Annotated in this window: 24 protein-coding genes, 1 other RNA gene and 1 pseudogene; 7 read left to right on the top strand and 19 right to left on the bottom strand. The window is 36.7% G+C overall.

Annotated features, from left to right (window positions below; genetic code table 11):
• Positions 1–125 precede the first annotated feature (125 nt).
• From H7992_RS04185 to H7992_RS04175, 3 genes are all read left to right on the top strand, one after another.
• The gene (locus H7992_RS04185) at positions 126–461 is read left to right on the top strand and encodes a winged helix-turn-helix transcriptional regulator (protein ID WP_255428583.1); all 336 of its coding nucleotides are present in this window, start codon (positions 126–128) and stop codon (positions 459–461) included.
• A gap of 329 nt (positions 462–790) precedes the next feature.
• On the top strand, positions 791–1,243 hold the full coding sequence (locus H7992_RS04180) for a MarR family winged helix-turn-helix transcriptional regulator (RefSeq protein ID WP_187046704.1): 453 nt from the start codon (positions 791–793) through the stop codon (positions 1,241–1,243).
• A 40-nt stretch (positions 1,244–1,283) separates the two neighbouring features.
• Positions 1,284–2,465, top strand: a complete 1,182-nt coding sequence (locus tag H7992_RS04175) for an MFS transporter (RefSeq protein ID WP_187046703.1) — start codon at positions 1,284–1,286, stop codon at positions 2,463–2,465.
• A 262-nt stretch (positions 2,466–2,727) separates the two neighbouring features.
• On the opposite strand, the gene H7992_RS04170 is transcribed toward H7992_RS04175, so the two are convergent.
• Positions 2,728–3,168, bottom strand: a complete 441-nt coding sequence (locus H7992_RS04170; protein WP_187046702.1) for an Lrp/AsnC family transcriptional regulator — start codon at positions 3,166–3,168, stop codon at positions 2,728–2,730.
• Positions 3,169–3,289: 121 nt separating this feature from the next.
• On the opposite strand from H7992_RS04170, the gene H7992_RS04165 reads away from it, so the two are divergent.
• A complete protein-coding gene (locus tag H7992_RS04165; protein WP_187046701.1) occupies positions 3,290–3,835 on the top strand; it encodes a cysteine hydrolase family protein in 546 nt (181 codons plus the stop codon).
• Between the two features lie 202 nt (positions 3,836–4,037).
• On the opposite strand, the gene H7992_RS24580 is transcribed toward H7992_RS04165, so the two are convergent.
• The 8 genes from H7992_RS24580 to H7992_RS04130 all read right to left on the bottom strand — a co-directional run bounded on the left by H7992_RS24580 (position 4,038) and on the right by H7992_RS04130 (position 9,867).
• Positions 4,038–4,172, bottom strand: coding sequence for a hypothetical protein (locus H7992_RS24580; protein WP_255428582.1), 135 nt, complete (start codon positions 4,170–4,172; stop codon positions 4,038–4,040).
• 89 nt (positions 4,173–4,261) lie between these two features.
• Positions 4,262–4,705 carry a PaaI family thioesterase gene (locus tag H7992_RS04160; RefSeq protein ID WP_187046700.1) on the bottom strand — a complete coding sequence of 148 codons (444 nt, stop codon included), beginning with the start codon at positions 4,703–4,705 and terminating at the stop codon, positions 4,262–4,264.
• A gap of 120 nt (positions 4,706–4,825) precedes the next feature.
• Entirely contained in the window at positions 4,826–5,824 is a 999-nt protein-coding gene (locus H7992_RS04155; RefSeq protein ID WP_187046699.1) for an NADP-dependent oxidoreductase, read from the bottom strand.
• A 98-nt stretch (positions 5,825–5,922) separates the two neighbouring features.
• Positions 5,923–6,984 carry an alkene reductase gene (locus H7992_RS04150; RefSeq protein WP_187046698.1) on the bottom strand — a complete coding sequence of 354 codons (1,062 nt, stop codon included), beginning with the start codon at positions 6,982–6,984 and terminating at the stop codon, positions 5,923–5,925.
• Between the two features lie 92 nt (positions 6,985–7,076).
• On the bottom strand, positions 7,077–7,922 hold the full coding sequence (locus H7992_RS04145) for an alpha/beta fold hydrolase (protein WP_187046697.1): 846 nt from the start codon (positions 7,920–7,922) through the stop codon (positions 7,077–7,079).
• Positions 7,923–8,035: 113 nt separating this feature from the next.
• Positions 8,036–8,611: a TetR/AcrR family transcriptional regulator gene (locus H7992_RS04140; protein ID WP_187046696.1), complete on the bottom strand. Its 576-nt coding sequence runs from the start codon at positions 8,609–8,611 to the stop codon at positions 8,036–8,038.
• Between the two features lie 343 nt (positions 8,612–8,954).
• A complete protein-coding gene (locus tag H7992_RS04135; protein ID WP_187046695.1) occupies positions 8,955–9,350 on the bottom strand; it encodes a DUF4181 domain-containing protein in 396 nt (131 codons plus the stop codon).
• A 277-nt stretch (positions 9,351–9,627) separates the two neighbouring features.
• Positions 9,628–9,867 (bottom strand): hypothetical protein, encoded by a 240-nt coding sequence (locus H7992_RS04130; protein ID WP_187046694.1) that lies wholly within the window; start codon positions 9,865–9,867, stop codon positions 9,628–9,630.
• A 480-nt stretch (positions 9,868–10,347) separates the two neighbouring features.
• On the opposite strand from H7992_RS04130, the gene H7992_RS04125 reads away from it, so the two are divergent.
• Entirely contained in the window at positions 10,348–10,536 is a 189-nt protein-coding gene (locus tag H7992_RS04125) for a hypothetical protein (protein WP_187046693.1), read from the top strand.
• A gap of 243 nt (positions 10,537–10,779) precedes the next feature.
• Here the strand turns inward: H7992_RS04125 and H7992_RS04120 are convergent, their stop codons facing one another.
• The 8 genes and pseudogenes from H7992_RS04120 to H7992_RS04085 form a co-directional block, all read right to left on the bottom strand.
• Positions 10,780–11,772 carry a DUF3592 domain-containing protein gene (locus H7992_RS04120; protein WP_187046692.1) on the bottom strand — a complete coding sequence of 331 codons (993 nt, stop codon included), beginning with the start codon at positions 11,770–11,772 and terminating at the stop codon, positions 10,780–10,782.
• Between the two features lie 1,191 nt (positions 11,773–12,963).
• Positions 12,964–13,269: a hypothetical protein gene (locus H7992_RS04115; protein WP_187047785.1), complete on the bottom strand. Its 306-nt coding sequence runs from the start codon at positions 13,267–13,269 to the stop codon at positions 12,964–12,966.
• Positions 13,270–13,516: 247 nt separating this feature from the next.
• Positions 13,517–14,671: a GIY-YIG nuclease family protein gene (locus H7992_RS04110; RefSeq protein ID WP_187046691.1), complete on the bottom strand. Its 1,155-nt coding sequence runs from the start codon at positions 14,669–14,671 to the stop codon at positions 13,517–13,519.
• Complete coding sequence (locus H7992_RS04105) at positions 14,658–16,613, bottom strand: DEAD/DEAH box helicase (RefSeq protein WP_187046690.1); 1,956 nt, start codon at positions 16,611–16,613, stop codon at positions 14,658–14,660. Before H7992_RS04105 ends, H7992_RS04110 begins: the two co-directional genes overlap by 14 nt.
• Positions 16,610–19,395 (bottom strand): annotated as a pseudogene (locus tag H7992_RS04100) (DNA methyltransferase). Before H7992_RS04100 ends, H7992_RS04105 begins: the two are co-directional and overlap by 4 nt.
• 277 nt (positions 19,396–19,672) lie before the next feature.
• Positions 19,673–20,710 (bottom strand): TIR domain-containing protein, encoded by a 1,038-nt coding sequence (locus tag H7992_RS04095; RefSeq protein WP_187046689.1) that lies wholly within the window; start codon positions 20,708–20,710, stop codon positions 19,673–19,675.
• 761 nt (positions 20,711–21,471) lie between these two features.
• Positions 21,472–22,509: a hypothetical protein gene (locus H7992_RS04090; protein ID WP_187046688.1), complete on the bottom strand. Its 1,038-nt coding sequence runs from the start codon at positions 22,507–22,509 to the stop codon at positions 21,472–21,474.
• Between the two features lie 108 nt (positions 22,510–22,617).
• Entirely contained in the window at positions 22,618–22,956 is a 339-nt protein-coding gene (locus H7992_RS04085) for a helix-turn-helix domain-containing protein (RefSeq protein ID WP_187046687.1), read from the bottom strand.
• Positions 22,957–24,187: 1,231 nt separating this feature from the next.
• On the opposite strand from H7992_RS04085, the gene H7992_RS04080 reads away from it, so the two are divergent.
• Both H7992_RS04080 and H7992_RS04075 read left to right on the top strand, forming a co-directional pair.
• Positions 24,188–24,448: a helix-turn-helix domain-containing protein gene (locus tag H7992_RS04080; protein WP_187046686.1), complete on the top strand. Its 261-nt coding sequence runs from the start codon at positions 24,188–24,190 to the stop codon at positions 24,446–24,448.
• A 105-nt stretch (positions 24,449–24,553) separates the two neighbouring features.
• On the top strand, positions 24,554–25,726 hold the full coding sequence (locus tag H7992_RS04075; protein WP_187046685.1) for a site-specific integrase: 1,173 nt from the start codon (positions 24,554–24,556) through the stop codon (positions 25,724–25,726).
• A gap of 123 nt (positions 25,727–25,849) precedes the next feature.
• On the opposite strand, the gene ssrA is transcribed toward H7992_RS04075, so the two are convergent.
• Together ssrA and smpB are read right to left on the bottom strand one after the other, a co-directional pair.
• Positions 25,850–26,210: a transfer-messenger RNA gene (gene ssrA / locus H7992_RS04070) on the bottom strand.
• Between the two features lie 80 nt (positions 26,211–26,290).
• Entirely contained in the window at positions 26,291–26,758 is a 468-nt protein-coding gene (gene smpB / locus H7992_RS04065; RefSeq protein ID WP_067206031.1) for an SsrA-binding protein SmpB, read from the bottom strand.
• Positions 26,759–26,906 lie beyond the last annotated feature (148 nt).

The following is a 26,906-nucleotide window of genomic DNA, read 5'->3' as shown; positions in this document are numbered from 1 at the left end:
TTCAATACATGTTTTGCCTGTAAAGCATTCCTTTACTTGAATCTAAATATATTATATAGTTGATATGAACCAACAAACAAGTATGCACTTTTATGACGCATACTATCCAGGAGGATAGTGTAGATATGAATAATTCTAAAATGATTGTTGCTGACAACGAAGAAACCTCTTTCGGCTACACACTTTCTATTATTAACGGAAAATGGAAGCTGCTAATTATTTACAATTTATCAAAAAATGGTCCAGTTCGTTATAATGAACTTCAGCGTATGATGGGGAAAATAACTTATAAAACGCTCAGTTCTACACTTAAGGATATGGTAGCTGATGGTATAGTCCATCGTGAGGAATATCCACAAATTCCTCCAAAGGTTGAGTATAGCCTGACTGAAAAGGGGCAAACGCTTTGGCCTATTATCCAGACGATGTGCCAATGGGGAGATCATAATAAGGAAATATAAGAGCGTGAAATCCCTGGTATATTGCAAGGTTAATCCTGAAGAGTCAAAGAAAAAATGGTTCCAATCATCAGTATTTGATGATTGGAACCATTTTTATTTGGATTATTTCCACTGACTTTTGGTGAATTCCATTCCCGTAAGTAGTGCTTGGCATTTATCTTTCGTTTTTGGTTTATTACAAGCTATTTTTATATTTTTCATATAACCAAATGAACCTTCTATACGTTTTATGTGGAATGAAAAAATTATTGACAAAAAGTTCTTTAACATATATGATACATTTCGTCAGTTAAGTTCAGTTTACTTAACCGAAGTAAAAGGAGGATATTATGCTTGCAAATTATCAAATAATGTTAAAAGACCTTACTGTCGTTTTGAGTGAATATTACTTAAATTATCTTTTATACAATAAAAACGCGCAAAAGTTCAATGCTTACAATTTAACAACACAGCAAGATACGATTTTATTTTTTGTGAAGGACAATCCACGTATCACAGCAAATGAAATCGCCAAGAAATTCGCGATTTCTAAAAGTGCTGTGAGCCAAGTATTATCGAAGCTCGAAGCACAAAATTTCATCAAACGTGAGGCCAATCCAACTAATCATCGCGAGTTTTTCATCGTACTAGCAAAGGAAGGTCTCGCTTATCAGGCATTAAGCGAAGAAGCAGATAAAGAATTTATGATGGAGCACTTCGCTGACATCGATTTAGAACAATTGCAAAATGTATTGCAAACAATGAAGAAAGTGAATGCATCCATTTCATCCTCCAACAAATAGGACCGTGAATTGTTTGACCATTAAATAGAGGTAATCAATTATGAATCGAAAAGAGAAAGTGTCTATTGCACTTGCATTATCTAGTTTATTTATTGCTTTTGTGGGGATGGGACTTGCCGCACCAGTTATGCCATCGATTGCGAAGGACCTAAGATTAAGTGGTGCCGTTGTCGGTTACTTGTTCGCCGCGATGGCCCTTGCGCAGTTTCTGGCTTCCCCTTTTACAGGTGCATGGGTCGATTCAATCGGCCGTAAAAAAATGATGGTCATCGGTCTTTTGTTATTTTCATTTTCAGAGGCACTGTTTGGCTTTTCAAATGAAACGTGGCTATTATTTGTGAGCCGTCTACTTGGCGGTGTAGGTGCCGCCTTTATTATGCCCGCCGTTGTTACGTATATTGCCGATAAAACGACGCTAGCAAATCGTGCAAAAGCGTTAGGTTACCAATCGGCTGCGATTAGTTTAGGATTTATAATTGGACCAGGAATTGGCGGATTTATTGCAGAGTTTGGGATACGCGCACCGTTCTTCTTTGCTGCTGCCATTTCATTGATTACTGCCATTGTTATTTCCCTTGTATTAGACGATTCGATTTCAACAGAGCAGCTACAAAAAAATCGGGCATCCGCTGTACGACCAGCGTTTATTCAGGAGTTTAAAAAATCTTTTCAGCCACAGTACTTCACACCACTACTGGTCGTGTTCGTACTAGCGTTTGGACTTGCCGTTTATGAAATGATGTTTAGCTTATTCGTCGACGAAAAGCTTGGCTTTACGGTCCGTGATATTTCGATCATTATTACAGTCGGCTCAATCGCTGGGGTTGTCGCTCAAATTTTATTCTTTGATAAGATGGTCAACGTAATTGGTGAACGAATGCTGATTAATTTAACCTTACTATCTTCCGCTATTTTTATCTTTATTACGATTTTAATAGACGGTTACTGGACGATGATTGTCATTACGAGCATTGTGTTTTTCTCTGGTGACATTTTACGCCCTGCTGTGACATCCTTTTTATCAAAAATCGCTGGGGAAAACCAGGGGTATATTGCGGGAATGAACTCTGCTTACACTAGCTTAGGCATCATAATAGGACCGATTATTGGCGGTATTTTATTTGATATCAACATCGATATGCCGTATGCATTTGCCGCAGTTGTGCTTGTCATCGCGTTTGTTATTTCAAGTACAAAATTAAAGAAGCCTCAACTCGATTAAACTAATGCCTATTTCCCAAAAAATCTTTAGCTGGGAATGGGTAGTTACACTCTTAGCGATTGGACCTATTTTGGGCATTGTCGCTATACTCCCTTATAAACGCTTCGAATCTAATAACAAGTAAATTGTAAGCAACCTTGAGTAATCCGTTACTCTCAGTTGCTTTTTTCAACTTGCATGAGTCCTTAGATAAAATAAAACGAAGCTCACCACTAGAAATTGTGAAAGTTTACTACGACCCTATCCGAGATAAATAACCAACTTATTTAGCATTGATTGGATGCGTATGCTTGATTTCATTAATTGAAAGATATAGTTTATAGTTCCCAAATTCTAAAATTTTATCTAAAAATGCATTTAACGTTTCATGTAAATCTACCTTTACTTTTAAATGGTAACAGCCTTCTCCCGATACTCGGTGAGCTTCAACTACCACATTTTGATTATTAATAAAACGTATAAATGAATCATGGTTTGCTGATTTCATATAAATAATTACAAACCCTGTATAAGAAAATCCTAATTTCATTTCATCAACTAGTAGAGTGTAAGCTTTAATTACACCACTTTCCTCAAGTTTTTTAATACGATTCCCTACTGCTTGTCCCGTCATATGAATTTGTTCACCTAAGTCTTTCCATTGAATACGTGAATTATTGGATAATAATTGAAGGATCTGAAAATCAATGTTATCAAGTTCCATAATACATTCCTTTCACCGTGAAATTTTTTGAGACAAAAGTGTTTCATCAACTTATCGATACAAATCAATATACGAGTTATGATTATAGTGTATCAAAATACTGTAAATGAGGTGGAGAATAATGAGCACAGCTCTAATTATTGTAGATATTCAAAATGACTATTTCCCAAATGGAAAGATGGAATTAGTTAATCCAGATAAAGCGGCCGCTAATGCTGCGAAAGTTCTTGAATCGTTTAGACAGAACAACAATGAAAACATTTTCCATGTTCAGCATATCGCAGCTGATCCAGCATTAGGATTTTTCCTTCCAGATACGGAAGGTGCTGAAATACATGAAACTGTTCAACCTTTGGAAAACGAAAGCATTATTATCAAACATTTCCCTAATAGTTTTTTAAAGACTGATTTGGAAAGCAAATTAAAAGAAAAAGGAATAACAAAGGTAGTGGTTGTCGGTATGATGACTCATATGTGTATTGATGCAACAGTTAGAGCTGCAGTGGATTTAGGCTATGAAACAACTCTTATTGAAGATGCATGTGCGACAAGGGACTTATCTTATGAAGGTAAGGCCGTTCCAGCAGAACAGGTTCATTATGCATTTGTCGGCGCACTTAACGGTATGTATTGCGCTGTAACTTCGACTGAGGATTTCCTGCAATAAGAAACACAATCTTAAAGAACAAATAAATGTAAAAGGCATTTGGGAATGCGCTTATTCCCAAACGCCTTTTAACTTTTTCGTTTTACAGAAACGGTCATCGGATATTAGTCGGATAACTATACGAAGTTTTACGTATTTATTGTGATGTATACAGTAATGGCTTCCTTTACTACCACATCTAATTTAACTTTTTAAGGGTAAATTACTGATCAAATCCTGAAATCCAGGTTACTTCCCCTTCTGGAAGATCATCCATACTTAATTGTTTGAATTCTAACTTTGTTTGATCATTTACTTTATCTAATACCATTGCTAGAAAATTATTCATTTTCTTCACCAGATCCCTTCGTGAATTTAATCTTCGTTTTATTTGTATACATAAACGATTCGTGAAAAAAGAGTTAAATTCTCTATTCATTCAAAACTTCATTTCTTCACTCTTTTTTGTTTAGAATTTCCTTTTAAAATCATACACGTACTAGTTGAATGAGCAACAAGACTTCCATTTTCATCATATACATGACATTCCAGTAGTCCAACTGTGGCGCCTTTTTTAATTAATTTTCCCTCAGCTCGAAGTTTCGATTCATAAATAGGTTTAAGGAAATTTAATTTAATTTCCATTGTTGTAAAAAGTTCATCTTCAGCAAGCGTACTAGCAAAAGCATATCCCATCGCAGCATCAGCTATATCACAAAGTATCCCACCATGCAGCGTGCCCATCGGATTATGCAATCTTTCAGAAGCTTCTATTTCTATAACAACTCTACCTTCTTCAACATCTACCACCTTAAAACCAAGTACTTGTGCAACTGGGGGTTCAGGTATTTCACCCGTCATCATTTTCTTTAAGTTTTCTAAGTGATTCATTATCCACGTCTCCTAAATAATAAATTTTAAATTTTTAAGCGTATTTTTCAACGACGCAGGTGAAGATGTCCATCGTCTGGGTAAATGATGAGCTGATAGATATCAAATTCGCCCCTTCCCTTAGAAAGTTACAATAACTTTCCCTTGCGAGTGGCCAGTAGAAACTTTATGTAATGCCTGATTAATGTCGACAAATTTATAAGTTGAATCAATTGAAGCCGTAATATCCTCATTTTCAATAAGACTAGTAATCTCTTGTAACTGTCTTCCATTGGCTTGCACAAATAAAAAGTGATATTCTTTTTTATCTTTTGCTGCTAAACGGTCTAAACGAGCACCCGCTAAACCAAACAACATTCTTTTCCACATTGGAAGGTTATTTTCAACGGCAAAGCGATAATTGGGTGTAGCCTTCAATGATACTAATTTTCCATGAGGTTTTAAAATACCAAGTTCCGTTTTTATTTCAGTTGTACCTAAGGTATCTATAACGTAATCTATATTGGATAGAACCTCAGCATAGTTTTCTTCCTTATAATTTATATATTGACCTGCCCCAATCGACAGTGTACGTGATCGACCTCTTTCACTGCCACTTGTAATCACATATAACCCCATTGATTTAGCAATGGGAATTGCCATAGCACCAAAGCCACCGGTTCCTCCAGGAATAAATAGCTTTGTATTAGGCTGAACATGGAGTAAATCCTTCAATGCTTGATAAGCTGTTAAAGCAGTAAGGGGGACCGCAGCCGCTTCTATAAAGGATAGATTTTCAGGCATTTTAGCTATAGCATCATCTTTGACCGCCACATATTCAGCAAAAGCTCCTATTTTATTCACCGGCAATCTCGAATAAATTTTGTCGCCAACCTGAAAATCAACAACATCTTTACCAACCGCCTCTATAACACCAGATAGTTCATTGCCTAATGTTAGTGGAAACTCATAATCAGCAATCATTCGGACACTGCCATTTAAAATCAGAATATCTAATGGATTTACACCTGCTGCTTTTACTTTAACAAGCACCTCGTTATTATCGATTTCCGGTATTTCCACATTATTTATTTCCACTTGAATTCCTTTTGAGTATTTCTGCATTTGAGCAGCTTTCATACTTTTCTAGCTTCCTTTCCACTTAAAAATCTAATGGCGTACAATTTTTAGTTGTACGCCATTCATCATTTCACTTATTCTTACTGCTATTGAGATTTTTATTCTTCCATGTTAGGATAATCTGTATAACCCTGTGCACCACCAGCATAGAGCTTAGTTACATCCGGTTCATTTAGGGGAGCGTTTTTCTTTATACGCTCAATGAAGTCCGGATTAGCTAGTGCCCAAATCCCTACTGTTGCGACATCTGCTAGACCATTATCCAAGTCCACAGTAAGTTGTTCAAGTGGACGTCCCGCTCTATTTACCACTAGTGGTTGTGTCCACAATTGACGTATTTCTTGTAATAAGGGTTCATTGCCAAAGTGCATAATATGAAGATAAGCCAAATCAAGCTTATTTAATTCCCCTATTAAATATCGATACATCTCAATATTTGTATCACCTTCCTCAATTCCGTTCAATGTCCCTTGAGGCGAGAACCGAATTCCCGTTTTTTCTGCACCAATTTCATCAATGACTGCTTTAGTTACTTCAATTGCAAATCGAGCCCGGTTTTCAATTGAACCACCATAGGCATCTTGACGATGATTTGAGTTCTCACTAAGGAACTGTTGAATTAGATACCCATTTGCCCCGTGAATTTCGACTCCATCAGCTCCAGCTTCAATTGCTGCGGCTGCGGCTGTACGAAATTCTTGAATGACTTCTTTTAGCTCATTTTGACCTAATTCCCTAGGCGTCGGGATATCTTTCATCCCCTCACCTGTAAACATTTCTGTGCCAGGTGCAATAGCAGAAGGTGCAACTGCTTGTCGATGATGTGGTGTATTGTCAGGATGTGAAACACGCCCTACATGCATGAGCTGAATGAATATGCTGCCACCTTCATTGTGTACACGACTCGTTATTTTCTTCCAACCTTCTATGTGAGATGGTGTATAAATCCCAGGTGTATTTAAGTACCCTTGACCATCATTTGAAGGTTGTGTACCTTCACTTATGATTAAACCAAAAGAAGCACGTTGACCATAATATTCAGCCGCTAACTCGCCTGGGGTACCATCAGGTAAAGCTCTATTTCTCGTCATTGGTGACATACCTAGGCGATTTTTCAATATAACGTCTCCAATACGAACCTCTTCAAATATTTTTTTCATTTTCATTCTCCTTTTTTGTTGTCATATAGTCTAAGCATAAAGTGGTTAGTAATAATTGATTATCTATGACTAATTGTCTTCTCCCCCCTTAATTACTTAGAATCAAGAAATAGCTTTACATGTCCAGCAAACTGTTCTGGGTACTGGAATAGATGTCCATGTCCGGAGTCTGGATAAATAATGAGTTGGGCATTAGGTAAGTTTTCCGTAAGAATATAACTGTTTTCGGTCGGAACCATGACGTCTTTAACCCCATTAGTCACGAGTACCGCTTGCGTAATCTTCTGCAACCAGTCGTATTTCTGTTCAGGATCCCGCTCAGTCCATTGGGAGATTGCCTGTAATTGCGCATCGAGCACTTGAGGTGAACTTTCCACTTTTTTCTGGCTCAAGATTCGTTTATATGAAGATATTCCAGCCGTCCGACTCGTTTCGGTCGGACCGTAAAATAGGAGCAAGAAATTCTCCAGAGCATCATTTTCATCTCCACCAACTTGAGTCATCGCTTCATACACGTCTTTTCTAGGATCATTGACACCAGATTGTGGACCAGTTCCCGCCAAGACGATGCGTCGTACCATATTTGGCTGCTGCAATACTAACTCCTGTGCAACAAATCCGCCAATTGAAAAACCAAGGATATCGACTCTCTCTAAGCCAAGTGCTTTAATGAAAGTCGCTGCATCCTTTGCCATCTCAGCTACAGTAGTCGGAGTTTCACCACTGGATTCACCGACACCAGCATTATCAAAAAGAATAATAGGTCGACTTTCAGCTAAAACACCAATCATATTAGGATCCCAATTTTCCATTGTTCCGCGGAAGTGAATGAAGAAAACTAGCGGAATTCCTGTTTCTTGGCCGAACTTTCTATAGGCAAATCGGATCCCTCCAGCTTCGATATAACTTGATTCAGTTGGAATTGTAAATTTTGACATCATTTTTCCCCTTTCGAACGGTGAGTTCGGATTGATTTGATAGATTATAAATTAGTTTCAATTTCATCTGCACTTCTAGAATGTTCGTTCTAGAAAAGTAAAAAAAAAGAAAGTTAGTCTAACACTGAAAGTGTCATGTCAACAATGCTTTCTAATTTCTTTTTATCAGCCTCAATCTTCACTAATACGCGTAACCCTACAAGTGAATTATGAAGAAAAAGAGACAATACTTCAGGATCATGATTCTTAGATATTTCTCCGTTTTTCTGCCCATGTTTCAGCAGCTCATAAAAGAGAGCTTCTGTCTTTGTAAACATTTCTGCAATCTTTGTTGCAATTTCCTCGTCAAGCAAAGATAATTCAACAGCTGCATTTACAGACAAACATCCTTTTGGCAAATTAAGATTTGGGTAAATTATCATGTTAAACACTTCTCGTATCCCTTGTTTTACCAGTAATTTTGAAACTACTCTCTTCTTCGTTTCACTAGTAATTAACTCTTCATAGTGAGATAAGGCACTCAAAAACAATGTACGTTTGTCGCCAAACGTATCGTAGATGCTTCTGCGATGAATGCCCATATAGTCTACTAGCTCTTGCATAGATGTTTTTTCATACCCTTGTTGCCAAAAAAGCTCCATGGCTTTTCTTAATACTTGATTTACATCAAACTCTTTACTTCTAGCCATAATTCCTCCCTAAATACGAGCACCTTAACAAGAATGAACATTCTAATTATAGGACATTTAACTGCAACTAATTTAACTTCTTTTAGAATATCATTTCTAGAACGATTAGTAAAGAATAAGAAAAAACATAGAATAAATTAAACTCCAAGTTTTGTCTGCCTGTGCATCACACAATTCGAATTAATTCTGAATCGTGTCTGAATTGCACCGTTCACAGGCAGCACTAACTAAGGGAACCCGCAAACAACACAAAAAAAGAATAGCCAAAGCTCCCCTTTCAAAAAAGTATTTAGCCAACAATCGCGTTCGTTTGCTTTATTAAATCTACTTAAAGTAACTGTTCCTATGAAAAATATTTTAACCAGAAGACGAATCCAAGTAAGGTAATAAAAGTTAAGGTAAGCTGGATTAGTGATACCTGAAAGTCTTTTCTGTTATCCGAAAATCTCCATTCTATATATGCTTGAACACCGATTTGAGTTAGTGTGAAAAACCCAAGTACTATATATGTTATAAAGGGCTGACTAATAAAAAGGATTCCACTAATTATAAGAGAAATCGCAAAAACTATACGGAGTGTCCAATCGACTTTTTTATGAAATTCATTTATATGATTATATGAAAACCATTTCTTTTTACTTGCACCCATTCTATAACGAAAAACAGCTGGAATAACGCCAACCAGTAAAATAACAACTGATAGTATTTTAATAAGTTCTATCCAAAACCCGGGTGGCATTCCAGGGTACCCCATTTAAAATCAACTCCATTCTAAATTCCTTCTACTTCTACCACTAACTATATTATTGCAACGTACACAGGCAGCACTTACTCAATATGGCAATGGTTCAGGAATAATTGTAAGGGAAATAGCCCCGTACCGCCTACCCCAATATATGAACTTGCTAAAGCCCATTATAGGGGTTAAACGGGTGTCACAAAGTGCTATTATCGCTGTAAAATATTGCTTTTATTTTCTATTAGATAACTCTTTCCCCTCCCATAAATTCAGCTTTTTAATATACACCATCCTCAAATTCTTTATACTCAGTAATAAGAAATCCAACCTTAGATGTTTGATGGTTTCGACCTTTAAAGTCTCTTCCATCAATACCATAGGCTGACCATCCTTCTTTCCCAATGTAAAAAGTCAGTATGTTCTTGTATCCGAACTTTTTAGCTACTTGATCTTCACTGATGAATTTTAACTTGTTTTGAGTTAGAAACTTACAGATTCTCTCTTGTGAATTATCCATTTTTACTCATCCTCTCATTTTTAAATGAAATGTTCTTTTATTGTTTGGTGGGAAAAGAGTTGCGGATTGACTCCCCTTCTACAAGAGTACCAGTTGCCCACTAGCGTTGCATAGCAGTAAAATAACGTAAAAAAGGATTGGAATCAGAAATAAAGTTAAATTAATACGAAAAAAGGGCTCCTTCTGTAAAATGAAACTGACGACTAATCAGTTATCTACTCTACAGAAAGGAGCTTCCTTATGAAAAGCGCAGACGAAAACTGAGTCTTTCGTCAATATTCATCTCTATTGCCAGTTAACATTTTGGCTTGTCCATTGATGTAAAGTTTTGTCTGCCTGTGCATCACACAATTCGAATTGATTCTGAATCGTGTATGAATTTAACAGTGCACAGGCAGCACTCACTGAATTTGTGAGCATATTCATCAAAATCCAGATTTTTATAAGGGAAGAATCCTTGATAGATTATTTATAACTCGCTTGTATAAACATTTATACGAGACGCTCCAAGTAAGCTTTAAAAATGAAGCACTTTCAACCTTTACAGCATTCGGAACAATCGGGTACTTAACGATATGGATTGATGAAGATTTCCATACATCCGTTGAAGACACGGCAGCAGGCTTAACAAGCATTAGTAAAATGGCGTATCGAGTGAATGGTATATAAGATTTTATCGCATTTCAAAACGGGAAACAAAACGAGTGCCAGGTACCGCAAAATTTCCAAAACAAAAAACGACCACATCAAAAGATGAAATCGTCTTTGTTATATATGTTGTTGCCATAATGATGCCACACATCGCTTAAACGTTGCTGTGACATCAAATATGTAGACAGCGGGAGTCGAACCTGCCTCTAAAGACTTACATATTTAAGTAAATATACTTGCAAATGTTGACTATCCACTACGCTAAAATCTATCGACCTTCCTATTAAACTTTTGCCAAAACCTTTTTTTCCCTTTATGATCATCAAGAAAAGCCCAAATAGAGAATGCACTCACAGCAATCAAACCAATATAAACAGACAATTCCCAGTATGTAAATAACAGAAGGTAATCCCATATAGAATTCCCTCGAACAAACACATCATACGGATCGGCATTTCGATAGCTAATTGGTAGTTTGTCTCCTATGCCATATTGCCGATAGGTGTGTCGCGTTACGTCTTTGGCCATTTCAAAAGTTCTGCCCGTATGATCTTTATAAGAGATGGTTAAATCCCGAATTGAGTCTTCGTATTTCCGATAAGTCGTATACTCGAATCGGTCAACGACTGTAGCTTCCGTTTTTGTCTTTCCGAATGGCTGCACTGTTCGAATCAGGTTCACTACAAAACTTTTGGCAATGAAAAGAAAAATTGCAATGACAATACCTGCATTTCTCCAAGCCCTTTGTCTCGAATCTACTTTTTTCTTTCGTTTCTTTTTCCTCATTCTTTTCCTTTTTTTAAATCGCTCAGAAGATATCTTCTCTTCTAAGCGCTCCAATGCAGGAATGGATAAGAAAAAGGCCACGAGTAAACAGAAAGCTATAAACGCAAAAACAAAAATAGCAATCAAGTAATAGAGGCCATTAATGAGTATATCGCGCAGTGTCGAAAAGGTTGTAGCACCTGTCAAATAACCATTAATCGTATCGCCAATTTCAATGTTCTCTATCTGACTTTTGGAAACACGGTTGCGATATTTAATCTCTTCTCCGCCAGCAAATTCGACCCAAACAAAATAGGTAGGAGGGGTGAATAACCCTTTGCTTGCTGTTTTTTCAATGACTGTCGCTTCTGCTGATCGAATTGAAGCTAAATCGTACTCATCCAGATAAGAATCGATCATTACCCAAGTGAAAAGGCTGAAAAATAAGCCCAAAACTAGAAGCCCAGCTAATTCTTTGATGTTTGTCATAATTTCCTCCATAACCATCCTTCCACCACCATATCAAACAGACGTTAAAATACAAGCATAAAAAAACTACCAGCAAATGCTCTGATGGCAGGTCTACTTAAAATTCACCGTATGGTTGTTTCAAAATTTCTGCACTATAGAATCATCCTTTACAAGAAGTTCTACTTCTTTAGTGTCATGACCATAACCGTCTAGAATGATATTCAGAGAATAGTTCCGTTCACTATTGAAGTAGCACCCTCACTTGCATGTTGAATGATTTCTTCATCCTTTAGTTCGTTCATTTTCTTCAATTGTTAGCGTTGTGTAGCCAGAGTATGTTGTTACATCCCCATCTTTAAAAACAAACACTTCATCAATACGACTATCTCTTCATAGATCTTGATTCGCTATGAACCAAACTGGATACTTTTCAAAACCCTTACTTATCAGTATAAATTCATTTTCTCCAGCTTCATTTACTTTTGAAGTGTCTGTTTTCGTTGCATTTTCAGTGCTTCACGTCTCCGCCTCCACAAGCTGTTAAAAACAACGCAGTAGTAATAACCATCAATAGCGCGAACCTTCTTTTCTTTAAATACATTTCACGCACTCCATTCTTCAACAAGCTAAGCTTCATAACTCGTTACATAAAACACATTAATTAATGCTCCGAAGCCTTCATACCCATTATGTCAGAGTTGCCCCATTCAACTTTGTCACCCAGTTTATTATTAACAAATTAACGTGCCACAAAATGTGTTTCTTTTCCTAAGCAATAAAAATAGGGATATTGCACAGGAATTTACCTCCCGTTCAATATCCCTACTCTCTAAAACCGTTAATACGACTACATTATCAGCCATATCTCTATGGAGACGGCGGGAGTCGAACCAACCATTCCTAGAAAGGCTATAATACCGGTGTTTGTAAGGGTTTATAGCTGCTATAAAAAACGTTTGACTACGCTTTTGACTACGTTCGATAAAAATTCGTGTTGCGGGGGCAGTTTTTTATTTAATACACACAGAGTTTGAGTAATCCATGTTATTCAAAAGACTGTATTCTAAAGCTAAATTTCTAGCTACAAGCTAACCGATAAAAGAATCACTTTTCATTGAATCGACGCCTATATCTATCTACTAGTCAATTTCTTTATCAAATGGCAACAGATCAATTTCTTTCAGTATATGATGAACCCATTGAGGCATCTTATTCCTTATAATTTGTATTGCGAATGCAGGCTACAATAGCAGCCTGCATATATGTGTTGTCAACCAAGTATATTTCATCAGCTATTGGGATAGTTTTCAAAAAATTATTTAAGGATCGACTTTCTCTGCGTAGTACATCCTCCTGCGGAATATTATACCCGCCCTGTTCAACACGCTGACGAATTCGATTAAGGTTAATAGCTATTTTTTCGACACCCATGTAGTAGATAATTACCCTAAATCCATTTTCCTTTGCAGAGCGCATTTGTCGCAAGGAAAGGTGGCCCGATAATGTAGTCTCCATTGAAAAATTCTTTTTTTCCGTAATCAGTTCTTCTATTAGTCGAACGCCTTCCTTACCCGCCGAATTTCTTTATTTTCTTTGTATTTTTTTGCAATGGAATCTGGGTCAATATTTGTTTGGATTCCTTGTTTTTCTACAATATTATTCAATTTCCCCATTTTCTATACTAAAAAAGCTAAATAAATACATATAAAAAGCATCATCACCATTATGGCAAAGATGCTTTAACAACTATCATAAATTTGAATTAACTATTCAATTTCACAATAATCTCATTTATGCTTGCTTCAATTTCATCCAAAGAAACTAAATACCATTCTTTAGGATTTTCAATTTTTCCATTTGCTGTTGGAACAGAAATTTGTAATTGCTTATCTTCAAATCTATGATGAATTACTGTTTCTAGTTTCTGAGCACTAAAGTTTTGAACTTCCCATGTCGCAACAATTTTTACAGATGCATATAGATAAGTAGCTTCATTTTCAGCATTAGCAATGCGTTTTTCAACACCTCCACCAGCAAAACCAATCTTATAAAGATTTTGATATTTTGATATTTCAGGATTTGAGCTAAGAGATCTGACTACATAAATATATCCAGTAGTCAGATATTCAGCAGCTCTTTCTTCAACGGTTGTTTCTCCCATAACATCACTCATTACTTCGGTTACCATTCGACCATGACGGGTCTTATCAAAGAGATTTGATGCAAATGATCTCAGTAAAATCCCTTTGTTTTCAGTTCCATTTTCATAAATAAGATGAAGCTTTGCGTTACGATAACCATGTTTATCTTCATAATAATTACCTACGGATAGAACATAAAGAAGAATCCCATTATCAATATAAAATTTACCTGGTATAATGTTGTTTTCGCTATCAACAGGAATTATTCTTCGAGTGCCATTTGCGATTTCTTTTTGAACAAACTTAAATAGAGGCTCGTATTGTTCGAAATGGCTAGCACGTTTCCGAACGCTGTATTTATCAGCCGCACTAATTGTTCTCTTATATCTCGACAAATCAAGTAGTGAATCAACTTTATCTTTTTTCTCGAAAAGTGTGTCATCATTAAGAATATCATCAAGAGACTCGGGATTTTTTATCGGATTTTCTAAAACTGTATTTGGGCTATCAAGCAAGTTTAGTTCATCAATCTCAGCGAGCTTCTTTATCATTTCTGGCTTGTCACGATAGCCTTTAAGTCTGGAAAATAATTTTCTTTCGGTCATATCCCGAGATTTTTCTGGTTCTTTTCCATTATGATTTTTTATCCATCCGATAATCTCTTGAAATTTTTCAAATTCCGAGTCAGTTCGCTTAACTTGTTTATTAGGAGTTTCGGCTATTAGTTCATCAAAAATTGGGTCTGAAAAAATATCATCAAGATTAAGCTTGTCCATCTCGTCTCTCTCTCCTTAGTTGCTCCAAACGTAATAATGCATAAGCTAATCTTTGTTCGTATTGGTCTGAACTAGACTTAACTGGAATTCTACCATTTTCACTTTTAAACTGAACAATTTGAGGATACAACATAACCAATTCATCTTCAGAAAAAGTAAATTTTATACCATCCATATAATCTTGAATAAAGCGTAAAGTTGGTGCATCAATTTCCTTTGAAATAACCTCATAAGCACGCTGGAAAGGATTCACTTCATCAATCAAATCAATGGCAATTTCATCAATATTTATAAACTTATTTGCCATTCTAAGAAATTGATTTCCGCCTGTTCCTTCTTCACGTTCCGCAGACTGAATGACAGCTTGTGCAACTAAGTGCTGTCGAACTTCCTCAGTCTCATCATTTGACAAATCAGGATAGCTATTCATTATCACACGCGGTATAAGTTGTTTATTAATCACTTTTGCATCGACGCCAGCAGCAATAGCTTGCTGAATTTGACTGTCTTGTAAAATAGTTGCTTTCAAATCATTCAAATCGTTTTGAATAATACTTTTTGAACGCTCAGTACTTGGCTCTTTTAAGCCTTTGATGAAAATATCTGCTCCTTTTGATTTTTGGTCATCATTATCTTTACGCTTAAAGTTAAAGTTTGGGGCTAATACAGATTCCATCAAAAGACTTGCAGTGATTGCCTTCATGACATTATTAACCGCAAACATGACCTCATCATCTTGAGCATCTGGTTGAGCAATTAAATTGGTAAATTGTGCATGAGTTTTATTTGAACTATCACGAGTCACGCGCCCAATAATTTGCACAACTTCAGTTAATGAATTACGATAACCAATTGTTAGAGCATATTCTGCGAAAGGCCAGTCAAATCCCTCTTTTGCCATACCAAGCGCAATGATAATATCCAAGTCATCAAGTTCAGACATATTTCGGATATATTCTTGTGCTTTCCCACGTCCAACATTTTCTCGGCCTTCCACACCATCCTCAGTCACTAAATCCGCTACTTTTAAAATATGCCCCGATGACTCTGTTACGAAATAGAGACCAGTTTCTGAATTGAACTGTACCTCTCCAAGTTCATCAAGAATACGATCGACCTCATCATATTTCGCTTTTGTCGATTCACCAGAATTTGGACTCGGAATATGAATAATTGTCTTTTTCGCGGTATCTAAAACTTCTGAGAGTGCATCAGTATATCGACCTCGATAGAAGCTATAACCCATCGCAAAACTCTTTAGATATTTATATCCTTCAAGTTGTTCATAATAAGTATAAGTTACCTTATCAAACTTTTGCTCGTCAGTAGCCTCTAAAATCGGGACTGAATCACCGCGAAAGTAGGAGCCAGTCATCGCAACGATATGAGCAGAAGAATTTCCCATAATATTACGTATCGCATTACCTAGTACAGAATTTTCATCTTGTGATACATGATGAAACTCATCAATGGCAAGTAAAACATCGTCGAAGTCCGAATGATTCAATTTCTCAAAAGCAAATCGTAAAGTCGCGTGGGTACAAACCATGATATTATCTTCTGAATTTGTCGAACGAATAAAATTAACAAACTGCGACACTTTACTTTCGCTTGTTCCACGATCCGTGAGATTATTTTTCGGATTAATAACCCAATCAGCGGAAAATCCGAATTTTACTAGTTCCGCAGTTTGAAATGATTTTCCAATTGAGCGTTCTGGAACTGCAATAATTACTTTTTTTATGCCTTGATTTGTAAGCTTATCTAAAGCTATAAACATCAAAGCGCGTGATTTCCCTGATGCAGGGGGAGCTTTAACTAATAGATATTGTGAGGCACGTTTCTCATAGACACGTGCTTGCATCTCACGCATCCCTAATGCGTTTGTATTTTGGCTTTGTCCAGTACCATTATAATTAATTTCAAAAATATTTGATGTCATTTTTTCTCCTCCTCACTTACCATTTCTTGATAAAGTTTCAGCAATACACTCAATCGTTCCTCATCGGATTTGAAAGGGTCTTGCTTATAAGCACGCTCCACAATGCCGTCAATCTTTTCGTGTGCTTCGCGTAATCGTGCGTTCATTAGTTTATTCGCACCACCGTAAAGCTCAGCAAGTGTACCACCTTCTTCCTCACGGACATCCAGCATCTCTAAAACGGCTTCTTCAAGGACATTTTTACGATTTGTTGAAAGCGTGGGAATTGGGAAAGTATTGTAAACCATACCTACTGAATAGCGATAATCCGTTTTCAGTCTTCCACCAACTGCGCGGAGCCAAGTCATATGCATGCGAGATTCTAGGATGCCTAGGAGCCAAATTGGGGCGTCGTAGATTACCATAGCGAGATTAGAAATAATTGTGTCTGAACCAATAAATCCCATTGGGACATAATCACGTTCTTCTGATGATACACTTGGTGCAATTAATGCTTGCTTTCCTTTAATTTTTCCAGCTTCATTTGCATTATCCCATTCTCCTCGTTGAACAAATAGCCATGGTTTCTTTGCATATTCTTTTGTAGATTCTGCTGACTTTTCTCCTGAGCGTTCCGCAGAAACTTGTTTAAAAATTTGAGCAAACTCTGGAATAGTTTTTAGCGTAAGATAATCTTTTTCTTCTAACCAGAGAGTATAACGATATTCACCTTTAATATAACCTTCTGAACCAATATATTTGTTAAAAAAACGAGCAGTTTCAGGGTGTTTGTCAACTAACTATCCTTTTCTTCTCGCTTGAAAATTAGGTATTTGCTTCTTGGCATATTTCCCATGACCATTTGAGGGAAGTGAGCAAAATTACTATTTGAGTTTGCAACTATAACATTGTTTCCGAATGCTAAATATGGATTGATATTGGTACCATAACTTGCAACCTCATCAATATAAAGTACTTTTTGATTTTCATTTTTGTTTGAGAATCCGATAATTGCAACGGTTACTCCAGCGTTATGTGCAGCACTATTTCCCCATTTGAATGATTGATAAGCAAATGGAATTTCACCATATTTTAACAACTCAATCCAAAGCCGGCTCACTTGTTCGCCTTGGTTTATCGAGTTTGTCGTTACAAAAGCATATTGAGCATTTTTCTCAAAAATATATTTTGTTGCTTTATAAAACCAGCCGGAAATATAATCTAGTTTCTTATAATTTAAAACTGGGCTAATTGCGATTTCTAAATCTTTTTTCTGGATTTTACTTTGAAGTTTTGCACCAATATAAGGTGGATTCCCCATAATATAAACTTCATCATTAGTCTCATGAGGAACAAATTGATTCCAATCCACACGTAAGGCATTACCGTGTACGATATTCCCTGATTCTTGAAGTGGAAGGATTCTAGGTTGATAGTCCGCAAGAGATTCAATCATTTCTACATTCATTTGATGTTCAGCAATATAAAGAGAAAGTCTAGCTACCTCATGTGCAAAATCATCAAGCTCAATACCTGAGAATTGGTTGAGTCTTATCTTAGATCGCTTGAGCAATTCTCCTTGATAAACATTCTTTTCATTTAAGGCTTCCTGAATTTCACGGATTTTAACAAGGATTTGGATTTCAAGTCTGCGAAGTTCTTTGTAAGTAATAATCAAAAAATTACCAGAACCACAGGCAGGGTCTAAGAACTTAATTTTACTCATTCGTTCAAGTAAGCTATCCAGTTGTTTTATAATATCTCGTTGTTGTTCACGTCTTTTTTTTTCGGTAATCTCGCGTTCTTTGTAATCATCTGAACGGTCAGAAAGCCTTTGGTACTCTGCTTGAAGATTATCTAAAAATAGTGGTTTAATCACTTTCATGATATTTGGCACACTCGTGTAGTGCATGCCTGAGACTTGACGTTCTTCTTTGTTAGCAACAGTTTGAATCATTGCTCCCAATATATCGGGATTGATTTCATTCCATTTGAGCAATTCGCCTGCTTCGATGAGTAGTTTTCGAGTAAAAGTGCTGAAGTTTAAGTCGTGATGCGGTTCTTTGAAAAGTTTTCCATTTACATATGGAAATTCTTTCAACCATTCAGGCATGTCATGTCTTTGGTTTTCAGGAATATCTAAAATTGAAAATAAATCTTTGATGACTGAGTTTAGATTACTTCCATCGGTTTCAGTCCTTGTTTTAAGGATATTAGTAAAAGAACCTCTAGTGATAATTTCTGTATCTTCAGAGAAGTACAAGAATAGAGAGCGGATCAGAAAAAGGTTAAATGATTTGCCGTCAGCTTCCTCTTTTGCAAGCTCAGGATTGATTTTGACCAACTCATCATAGAGTTTTGTGAAACGCTTAGCAGCTTTAATATCTGCTGGACTTTCATTTTGGTAATCTGCTTTCTCAATGTCGTTCCATGCAAGGAAAAAATCAGCAGAAGTGGGTAAGTCTTTAAAGTTAATAGCAAGCGAATCATTTGTTTTTGTATCTTTTGCATAAAGCATTTCAAAATCAGTTGTGATGAGATAGCGAGGCTTTTGATTTTGAGATACAATTTCTTGCTCGATTTCATCAATAGCGCGTAGTGGATTATTTTCAACCTTTCGATAACGAACTTTATTTCGTATCAAAAAATCGCCTTCACTTGATCTTGCACGTGTGATACTTGTTTTAGGAATATCAAAAAGCCCTAAAAACTCTTCAATAAAAGTCTCTTCATTTAAATTTTCAATAATTTTTTTAGCTTTATCTTCGATTTCCGTGATAGATAATAAATATTTTTTTGGCATTTGGCCTACAGTCCTTTACTCAGCTAGTATTGATACTATTATAGCAAAGTAGCGGCGGCTAAAGTAGTAAGCAGTAATTAGTGATTGATTAGCTTAGCAACAGCTTAGACCTACCCGTGCCCCCTGCCTGTGGCAACAGCCAATCTTTCTTATCGCACATTCTCCCTTTCACTACCATACGGCAGTTTTCAAATTTAACCGCTATACTAACTTGACGATTGCATAGTACAGATTTAAGCATTGATATTCGAAGCGATACAAGTCAACTTCGTTGTGTCTACTTTCCACTTTTTTGTTCTTTGAAATACGCAACTAATGGCACAACAGCTTCATCTGTATAACATTGTTTTCTTGCATTATAATATTTGGAGTTGCGGCGAATTTTCAACGTTTCTATGGCTTTAAGTAATAGCTTCTCTGTTATACGTTCACCTAATCCTTCACAAACAAGTTTCTGTAATCCTATATGTTTTAAGTTATAGCGTAGAGCAGCCGCTTTTTTTTCTTTTTTCACTCTAGATTGCTCAGCTCTTTCCATATTCTCTTTCCTTATCCGTTCTATAGTTAGTCGTTCTATTTCAGCTTGCTCCGGAGTAAGCAGTCTCTGGGTTCTCGGTTCAATTTTCATTTTTTTAATTTCATTAACAGCATTAGAATTCTTATAGCGCACTTTCTTATCTTCAATATGTTGTAATAACATTTTGTCCAACCCACTTGATGAACTCACTAAAGCACCAATTAACTTTCTCGCTTCATATTTATTAAAACTATCTGGTATCAACTCAAGTTTATGTTTAGAAAGTTCTAATGATAATAGATACACTTGCTTTTCTGTAATCTCCAATCTTTCTTTGAACGGGCTATTTTCTATAAAACCCTGCCATGCCGATCTAATATTATTCGTCGTTACTACTACATCTGCAGCTTCGAGAGGAAACCATAGTTCCTCAGTTTCTACAGAGGGAGATATTACTACATAGATGTATAATCCTTTTGAAAAAGCGTACATTATTTCTGCTAATGTGCCATGTCTATTCTCATTATCAATCCAAGCAAAAACTCCATCTGCACTGTCTATGTCTCTTATGCAGCGTTCAAATAACTCTTCTTTTATATCTAATGTACCATCATCAAAAAACACTAAGTCATCATGCCTTTTTACACGCTCACTTATTTTTACAGCTATTTTAGGTCCTGCATATTTATAGCCATCAGCATATAGGTCCTTATTCAAACCTTCTAAAGGGTTAAATCCTAAAACATCATTTCTCCAATATCTAGCATTTATTGGTCCTGCGAAATATATTTCCACCAATTTAACTCCACCTTTTATTTTGTTATTAGATTATGCGAAGTCACTAGACAAAGGCCTGACACAGCCTAAACAATCTTAATGTTCCAAAGCGCTATAAATCTCCATCAGCCTCAGCCGAATGAGGTAAATTCCTTAATTGATTAGCTTTCGCGTATAATCAGTCGTCTTAGTGTATTAATAAGTACTTCACATATTAGTCAAATCGTTCACTAATTCATGTGAATTCTCTGATGCAGTTCATATATGCTGAAAATGCCCGAGCTACTTAGTAGCATATTTTTCATCATTTCAAATTAAAGTAGCCCCAGTGTAGTCATTTCAAATCCCAGGACCTATAGAATACTTAGCTTCCGACAGCTCAGTATAGGAGTGTATGATGTACTACAGTGTTCAGATAGCAAGATCGAATTAATACCCACTTTACATAGAGGATGGCGTATAAACTCATTAAAACGCTCTTTTAATGAGTGATATGACTCTTTATCTCCCACGCTCTAAAACACTCTTACACTATTAGAGAGAAGAATATTCCTTCAATTATAGGAGGGAGTTTTACTCATAAAAAAATTTTAACAAGTATTGTTATTACACTGGAGCGATAGTGTGTAATGTTATGTTATTCACAATTTATAAATTTCTGTAGTAAATGAAATTAAATATATTTTCTAGCCCTACCTAGTATTGTATTATCCCAGTATTCATAATAAAAAGAGCCCCGGGGTAGTCATTTCACTACTCCCTTCGGGCTCATGGATGTCAAGTTAAGCTGTAAATAGCTCTGCGTACGTATTTGGTAAAGTCGTAAATCCGCAACCATTTGGCAATAGTATTGGATTGATACCTTCTTTGCAAAGCTGCTCCCTGATAAGCGCGTTAAACTTGTCCTTAAGTATTTCATAGCTACGCTCGCTATATGCTCCTCTGAATTGTTCTGGTACACTATCACCATCATTTCGAATTGCTTGTAATGCACTAGGAAGAGAACCAGCAGCTTCAATAAATCTCAAGACTTCAAGTACTTTCTTTTTTGTTCGTTGCTGTTTACCTTTCATTTCCCTGATTTGCTTCTCAGCTTCATCATAACTGTAATAGTCACCTGTCTTAATGTGGCGTTGGTGCTGTGCTTTTAAAACAGAAAGTGCTATATCTTCACGGAACAAGCCAAACAAGTCGTTATAATAAATGTCGAACTTCTTCCTTAAGTAGTTTGTTTTTAAACATTGACACTCAAAGCGATACAAGTTCTTAGCTGCTGTTTTTAATTGTGTTGAACTATTCGTTTTAGAAAGCTGATCGTCTTTATTATAAGCATTGATCGTTGAGCTCTTGCACTTATTGTAGGTGCTTCCTGGCTTCTGTAATCCTTCATAGTGATAACGAATCGGTCCTTTACTTTCAAGTGTTGTGTACAGCTCCACATAAGGTGTACGGAACTGCATTGCATAGTCAATACGAGATAGACACCACTTTCCATTTGTTAGTGAGAAGTATCTATGAATGTAAGTAAGTTCTTCTTCTAGTTTTCGATACAGGACCTCTACGTTCTCTTTGTTACAGAGAAACAAGTCGATGCTTTCTTCTTCTATTAACAACTCCCTAGGATTCACTTCAATCGCAATCCTGTACTTTTGGCTGTTCTGTTGTTTCGTTATATTGATGGCTCTCATACCAGGCTGTTCAAGTGGATTAATGAGCCTATAGAAGTTATTAGTGAACTTGATATCCACTTCTAATGCTTCCTCTAATAGCTTAACAGTTGAATAACCTGCTTCTAATGCAATTTCAAATGTATCAAGCATCTAAGATCCCCCTCCTCTCTCTACTTTTCCCCGGCGTATTACGTACTTATTTTAAATTCCTATTACAATCCAAAAATTCATATATACATAATAGAACGCTAGAAGAAATTATATTTTCTGCAACTTCTTAGCAGAAACAGCTTCTAAGGCTTGTATTAAAGTCGAGTAATCATCTTTTCCATCATCATCCAAACGGTCTAATAAGACGTGCAAATCGATAATGCGATCCATTACATCAGTAATCAATTCATTTTCTTCAACAAAGTAAGTGATTGGTTCATCCAAAGCTCTAGCAATCTTCAAAAAATGTTGTACCTTCAATTGAGTTTTACCACTTTCTATACGCCAATAAGCATATACATCAATTCCTGTCCTTCTTGCAATCTCTTCTACGCTGTAGCCCTTTAAGCAACGAACGGCTTTAAGTTTATAATGATTGAACTGCATATCGAACCTCCTGTTATGTTATGTCCTTAAAAGACATATTACACATACTAGGGTGCTATAAACACTATAGTTCGTTGCGTTTTTTACATAATTGTAGCCAAAACTATTACATTACGCACTAATTCATATTCAATGCACATACAGCACAAAAATAGTGAAGTACGCTAGTACTATGCTAGTAGCCATGGGACGCCAATCTAAAGGGATTTTCGCTGTGTAAAAGAACCCTTGACTTCATCACGTTTTGCCCGTTTTTAATAATCAGTGTCATTTTCTAAACCGACACCTAGTTGGAAGCTATTTCCTACTTTATAATGCATACATATCTCCATTATTCGTTCAAAGAAGTTATAGCTTTGTTGCAGCTGATTTTCTTGTAGTTCGATATATTCGTTCATCAAATCTAGCTATTTAGGCGGTCGTATAAAGAGCGACTTATCCTTATATCTGATTTACACGGATCTGTAATAGGTTTCATGTTTGCTACTGGATTTATAGCTTAGTAAGTCGACATTATTATTCCTCCAATTCAAATGTAATAAAAAAAATAACGCTATCCAGTGTCAAGAAAACAGGAAGGGACCTTCTCTAATGAAATGGAGAAAGTATCTTACCTGTTCAGTTACTTGACGCCGAATAGCGTTTTATCTTAAGTGTAGTGTATGTTTTTTTGGACACAATTTTTTAGTAGCGCTTGTGTATTTTTCATATTAAACACATTCCCTGAAATTTGCAAGCCCTTTTTCGTATATTTGCCTAATTGCTTTGAGAAACGAAAAAACTTTTTGGCATATAAGTAGAAGCAATAATTTTCACACTCTGGTAATTAAATTTCAAGTTGACATTTCGAGTCCCATTCACTTACAGTTAATCTAAGAGATGACGCACTTGATTCGTCTCGCATTCACTCACTTAATGATAAAGACGCAACTGATATAGCATTGCGTATAAGAGATATAGACAACTGAACTTACTGAAAACTTTCACACAGGTTTTCAAGAGTGATGTTGTACCATTAAATAATCTTTCACGAACAAGTAATTTCGTCTGGATTATTTAACTGATCTTATACTGCAAGCTCTATTGGTTGCTTTTTTGTTGCTCACTTTTTCTTCCTTTCGAAAAACGAGCTACTACATATACTATTTTCAAAAAATCAACACCGATTCTAAAGACACTTAGCCCATAAAAGGATACAGCAAATCAAATTTATTTCCAAGGAGAGATTAAAATGAATTCAACTATTAACAACACAGAAACTAATATCGAAGAATTGATTGTAAACACACTAAATAAAGCACTACTTTCTACCAAACATGCTTTTGTGAAAAATGAATGGATGACACTCAAAGACGCTGCCAAATATGCTGACGTTTCATATAACACATTTATGAAATTTCGTGAAATGGGTTTAAAGGTTTGCGAGATAGATGGAGTTAAAAGGGTATCGCGAAAAGAGATAGATAAGTTTTTAGAAAGTTACAGTTATTAAAAATAGTTTAGGAGAGAATTTATCTTTAGACTTGGTTATAATATCACTAGAGGTAAATCCTCTCTTAAATCAATTGCCCCCGCCACTGATTCAGGAGGACTTATTATGGTAAAGAAAAAAGTATCACCAATTAACAGCTACAAGCTTGAAAACGGTGATTTACGATACGAGTTCCCAGCATATTTAGGTGTTGATCCACTAACAGGGAAACAGAAGCGCACAAAGAGGCGGGGCTTTAAAACACGTAAGGAAGCGGAATTAGCGTTAGCTCGTATTAAGCTAGCTGTTGCAAATGGTACGTACCAACAAGAACGTCCCGAAACGTATCATGAAATTTACAACTTATGGGTAAAGCAATATGAAAAGACTGTTGAGGAAAGCACATTTGTAAAAACAACAGGCATCTTCAAAAACCATATTCTTCCTGCAATGGGTGCTTATAAAATCGAAAAGATACATGTCGATGTATGTCAGATGCATGTGGATGAATGGGCGGCGAAGTTAAAGAAGTTCCGCATGGTAAAAGCGTATGCTGCGAAGGTGTTAAACTTTGCGATTAAACGTGGCTATATACAAACAAATCCTTTTGCACACGTAGATATGCCCGCCACTGCCTGTAAGAAGACTATTGTGAATGATGAAGATGAGGCGGAGAACTTCTACACTCGTGAGCAACTTATTGAGTTCTTATCATGCTTAGGACAAGAAAGTAACTACAAAGCATACGCCCTATTCCGATTACTCGCTTTCAGTGGTATGCGTAAAGGTGAAGCGTTAGCTCTTACGTGGAATGACCTGGACTTCTCAACAATGCAGCTACGTATTAGCAAAGCCCTTGCACGAGGTAAAGCTAATCAGCTATATGTGAAATCTACGAAAACAGGTCTTGCTCGTACAATCGATATGGACGACAAGACGTTGGCTATTTTAAATGTGTGGAAGAAAAAGCAGAAGCAAGATTATTTGAAACTGGGCTTTAATACGTTGCAACCGAAGCAACTTATATTTAGCAATGAGCACAACGAATACATGCAGCCTACAAAAACTCGTAAGTGGATTTTGCATGTGCAGAAGAAATTTAACCTTGGCACTATCACAACACATGGTTTACGTCATACACATTGTTCATTGTTATTTGAAGCGGGTGTTAGTTTGAAGCAAGTGCAAGACCGCTTAGGACATAGTGATGTACAAACGACGATGAACATCTACACACACGTTACGAAAAAGGCGAAAGAAGAAGCAATACTGAAGTTCGCCAACTATATTGAAATGTAGATGGATGACTACGTTTTTGACTACGTTCTATTGATATTATGTGAAATCATATGAAACAGTGCAAAAGAAAAAACCCTTGATATACAAGGGCTTTGACATTCATTGAAACTCAATGAAATCGTAATATGGAGACGGCGGGAGTCGAACCCGCGTCCAGAGGCTCTAACACTTAAGCATCTACGCGTGTAGATTGTCTATTTGGATTCGCGTGGCATTATGCCGGCAATCAGGGCGTCATGTACGCTATCTTGGAAGTCTCTTCCGACTGCCTCAAGAGGCAACAGCCGTCGTATCCCACTAAAGGTTGAGCCCTACAAATGCCACATGGGCGATGGAAATGTAAGGCAGATTCAACAGCTTACGCTGCGAATGCTAGGTTGTTGTTAGTTTTGCCTGTTATTATAAGGTGCCGTTTCTGACGGAGCCGAGCCCTCCGACGCGCAACTCAAGCTAAGACGACCCCTGTCGAATCCGTAACGTCCCCAAAGGGATGTCAGGAGAACCTATTTAAAGGCTTCTGAACTACTTGAACACAAATTAGTATATCACATTTCCACTAAATTTTCAATACTTCTGCCTATCTCTAAGTGCACGATCGATTTCACGCTTCGCATCTTTTTTCTTCAGATCTTGGCGTTTGTCGTAATCTTTCTTACCTTTCCCAACACCAATTAACACTTTTGCAAAGCCGTCTTTTAAATACATCTTAATCGGTACAATCGCAGATCCCTGTTCTTTCGTTTGTCCAATCAATTTGCTAATCTGTTTTTTATGAAGAAGTAACTTTCTAGAACGCACCGGATCATGATTGAACTGATTCCCGTGGTCATATGGGCTAATGTGCATATTGGTAATCCACGCTTCGTTATTGCGGATTCTTATAAACGCATCTCGCAGTTGAACTTTACTAGTACGGATTGCTTTGATTTCAGTACCTTGTAGAACAATACCTGCCTCAATTGTTTCTTCGATTGCAAAATCATGATTCGCCTTTTTATTAACGGCGACTACCTTCCCCTGGCCTTTCGCCATTTCTTTCACCCCTTAATCAATTACGCCCCGGCGTAATTGCATACAAATTTTGAATAGCGCTTGTGCCTGCTGGACGCAGGTAAGCAACCTTTCAAAGTTTGTGACAATACAGCCGGAAGCAAAACTGCGGAGCGGCCTAGACCGCTCC

This window comes from Sporosarcina sp. resist, from assembly GCF_014302295.1.
GTDB lineage: Bacteria > Bacillota > Bacilli > Bacillales_A > Planococcaceae > Sporosarcina > Sporosarcina psychrophila.
The sequence above is the reverse complement of the archived record's forward strand: the minus strand, read 5'-3'. Positions and strand labels throughout refer to the sequence as shown.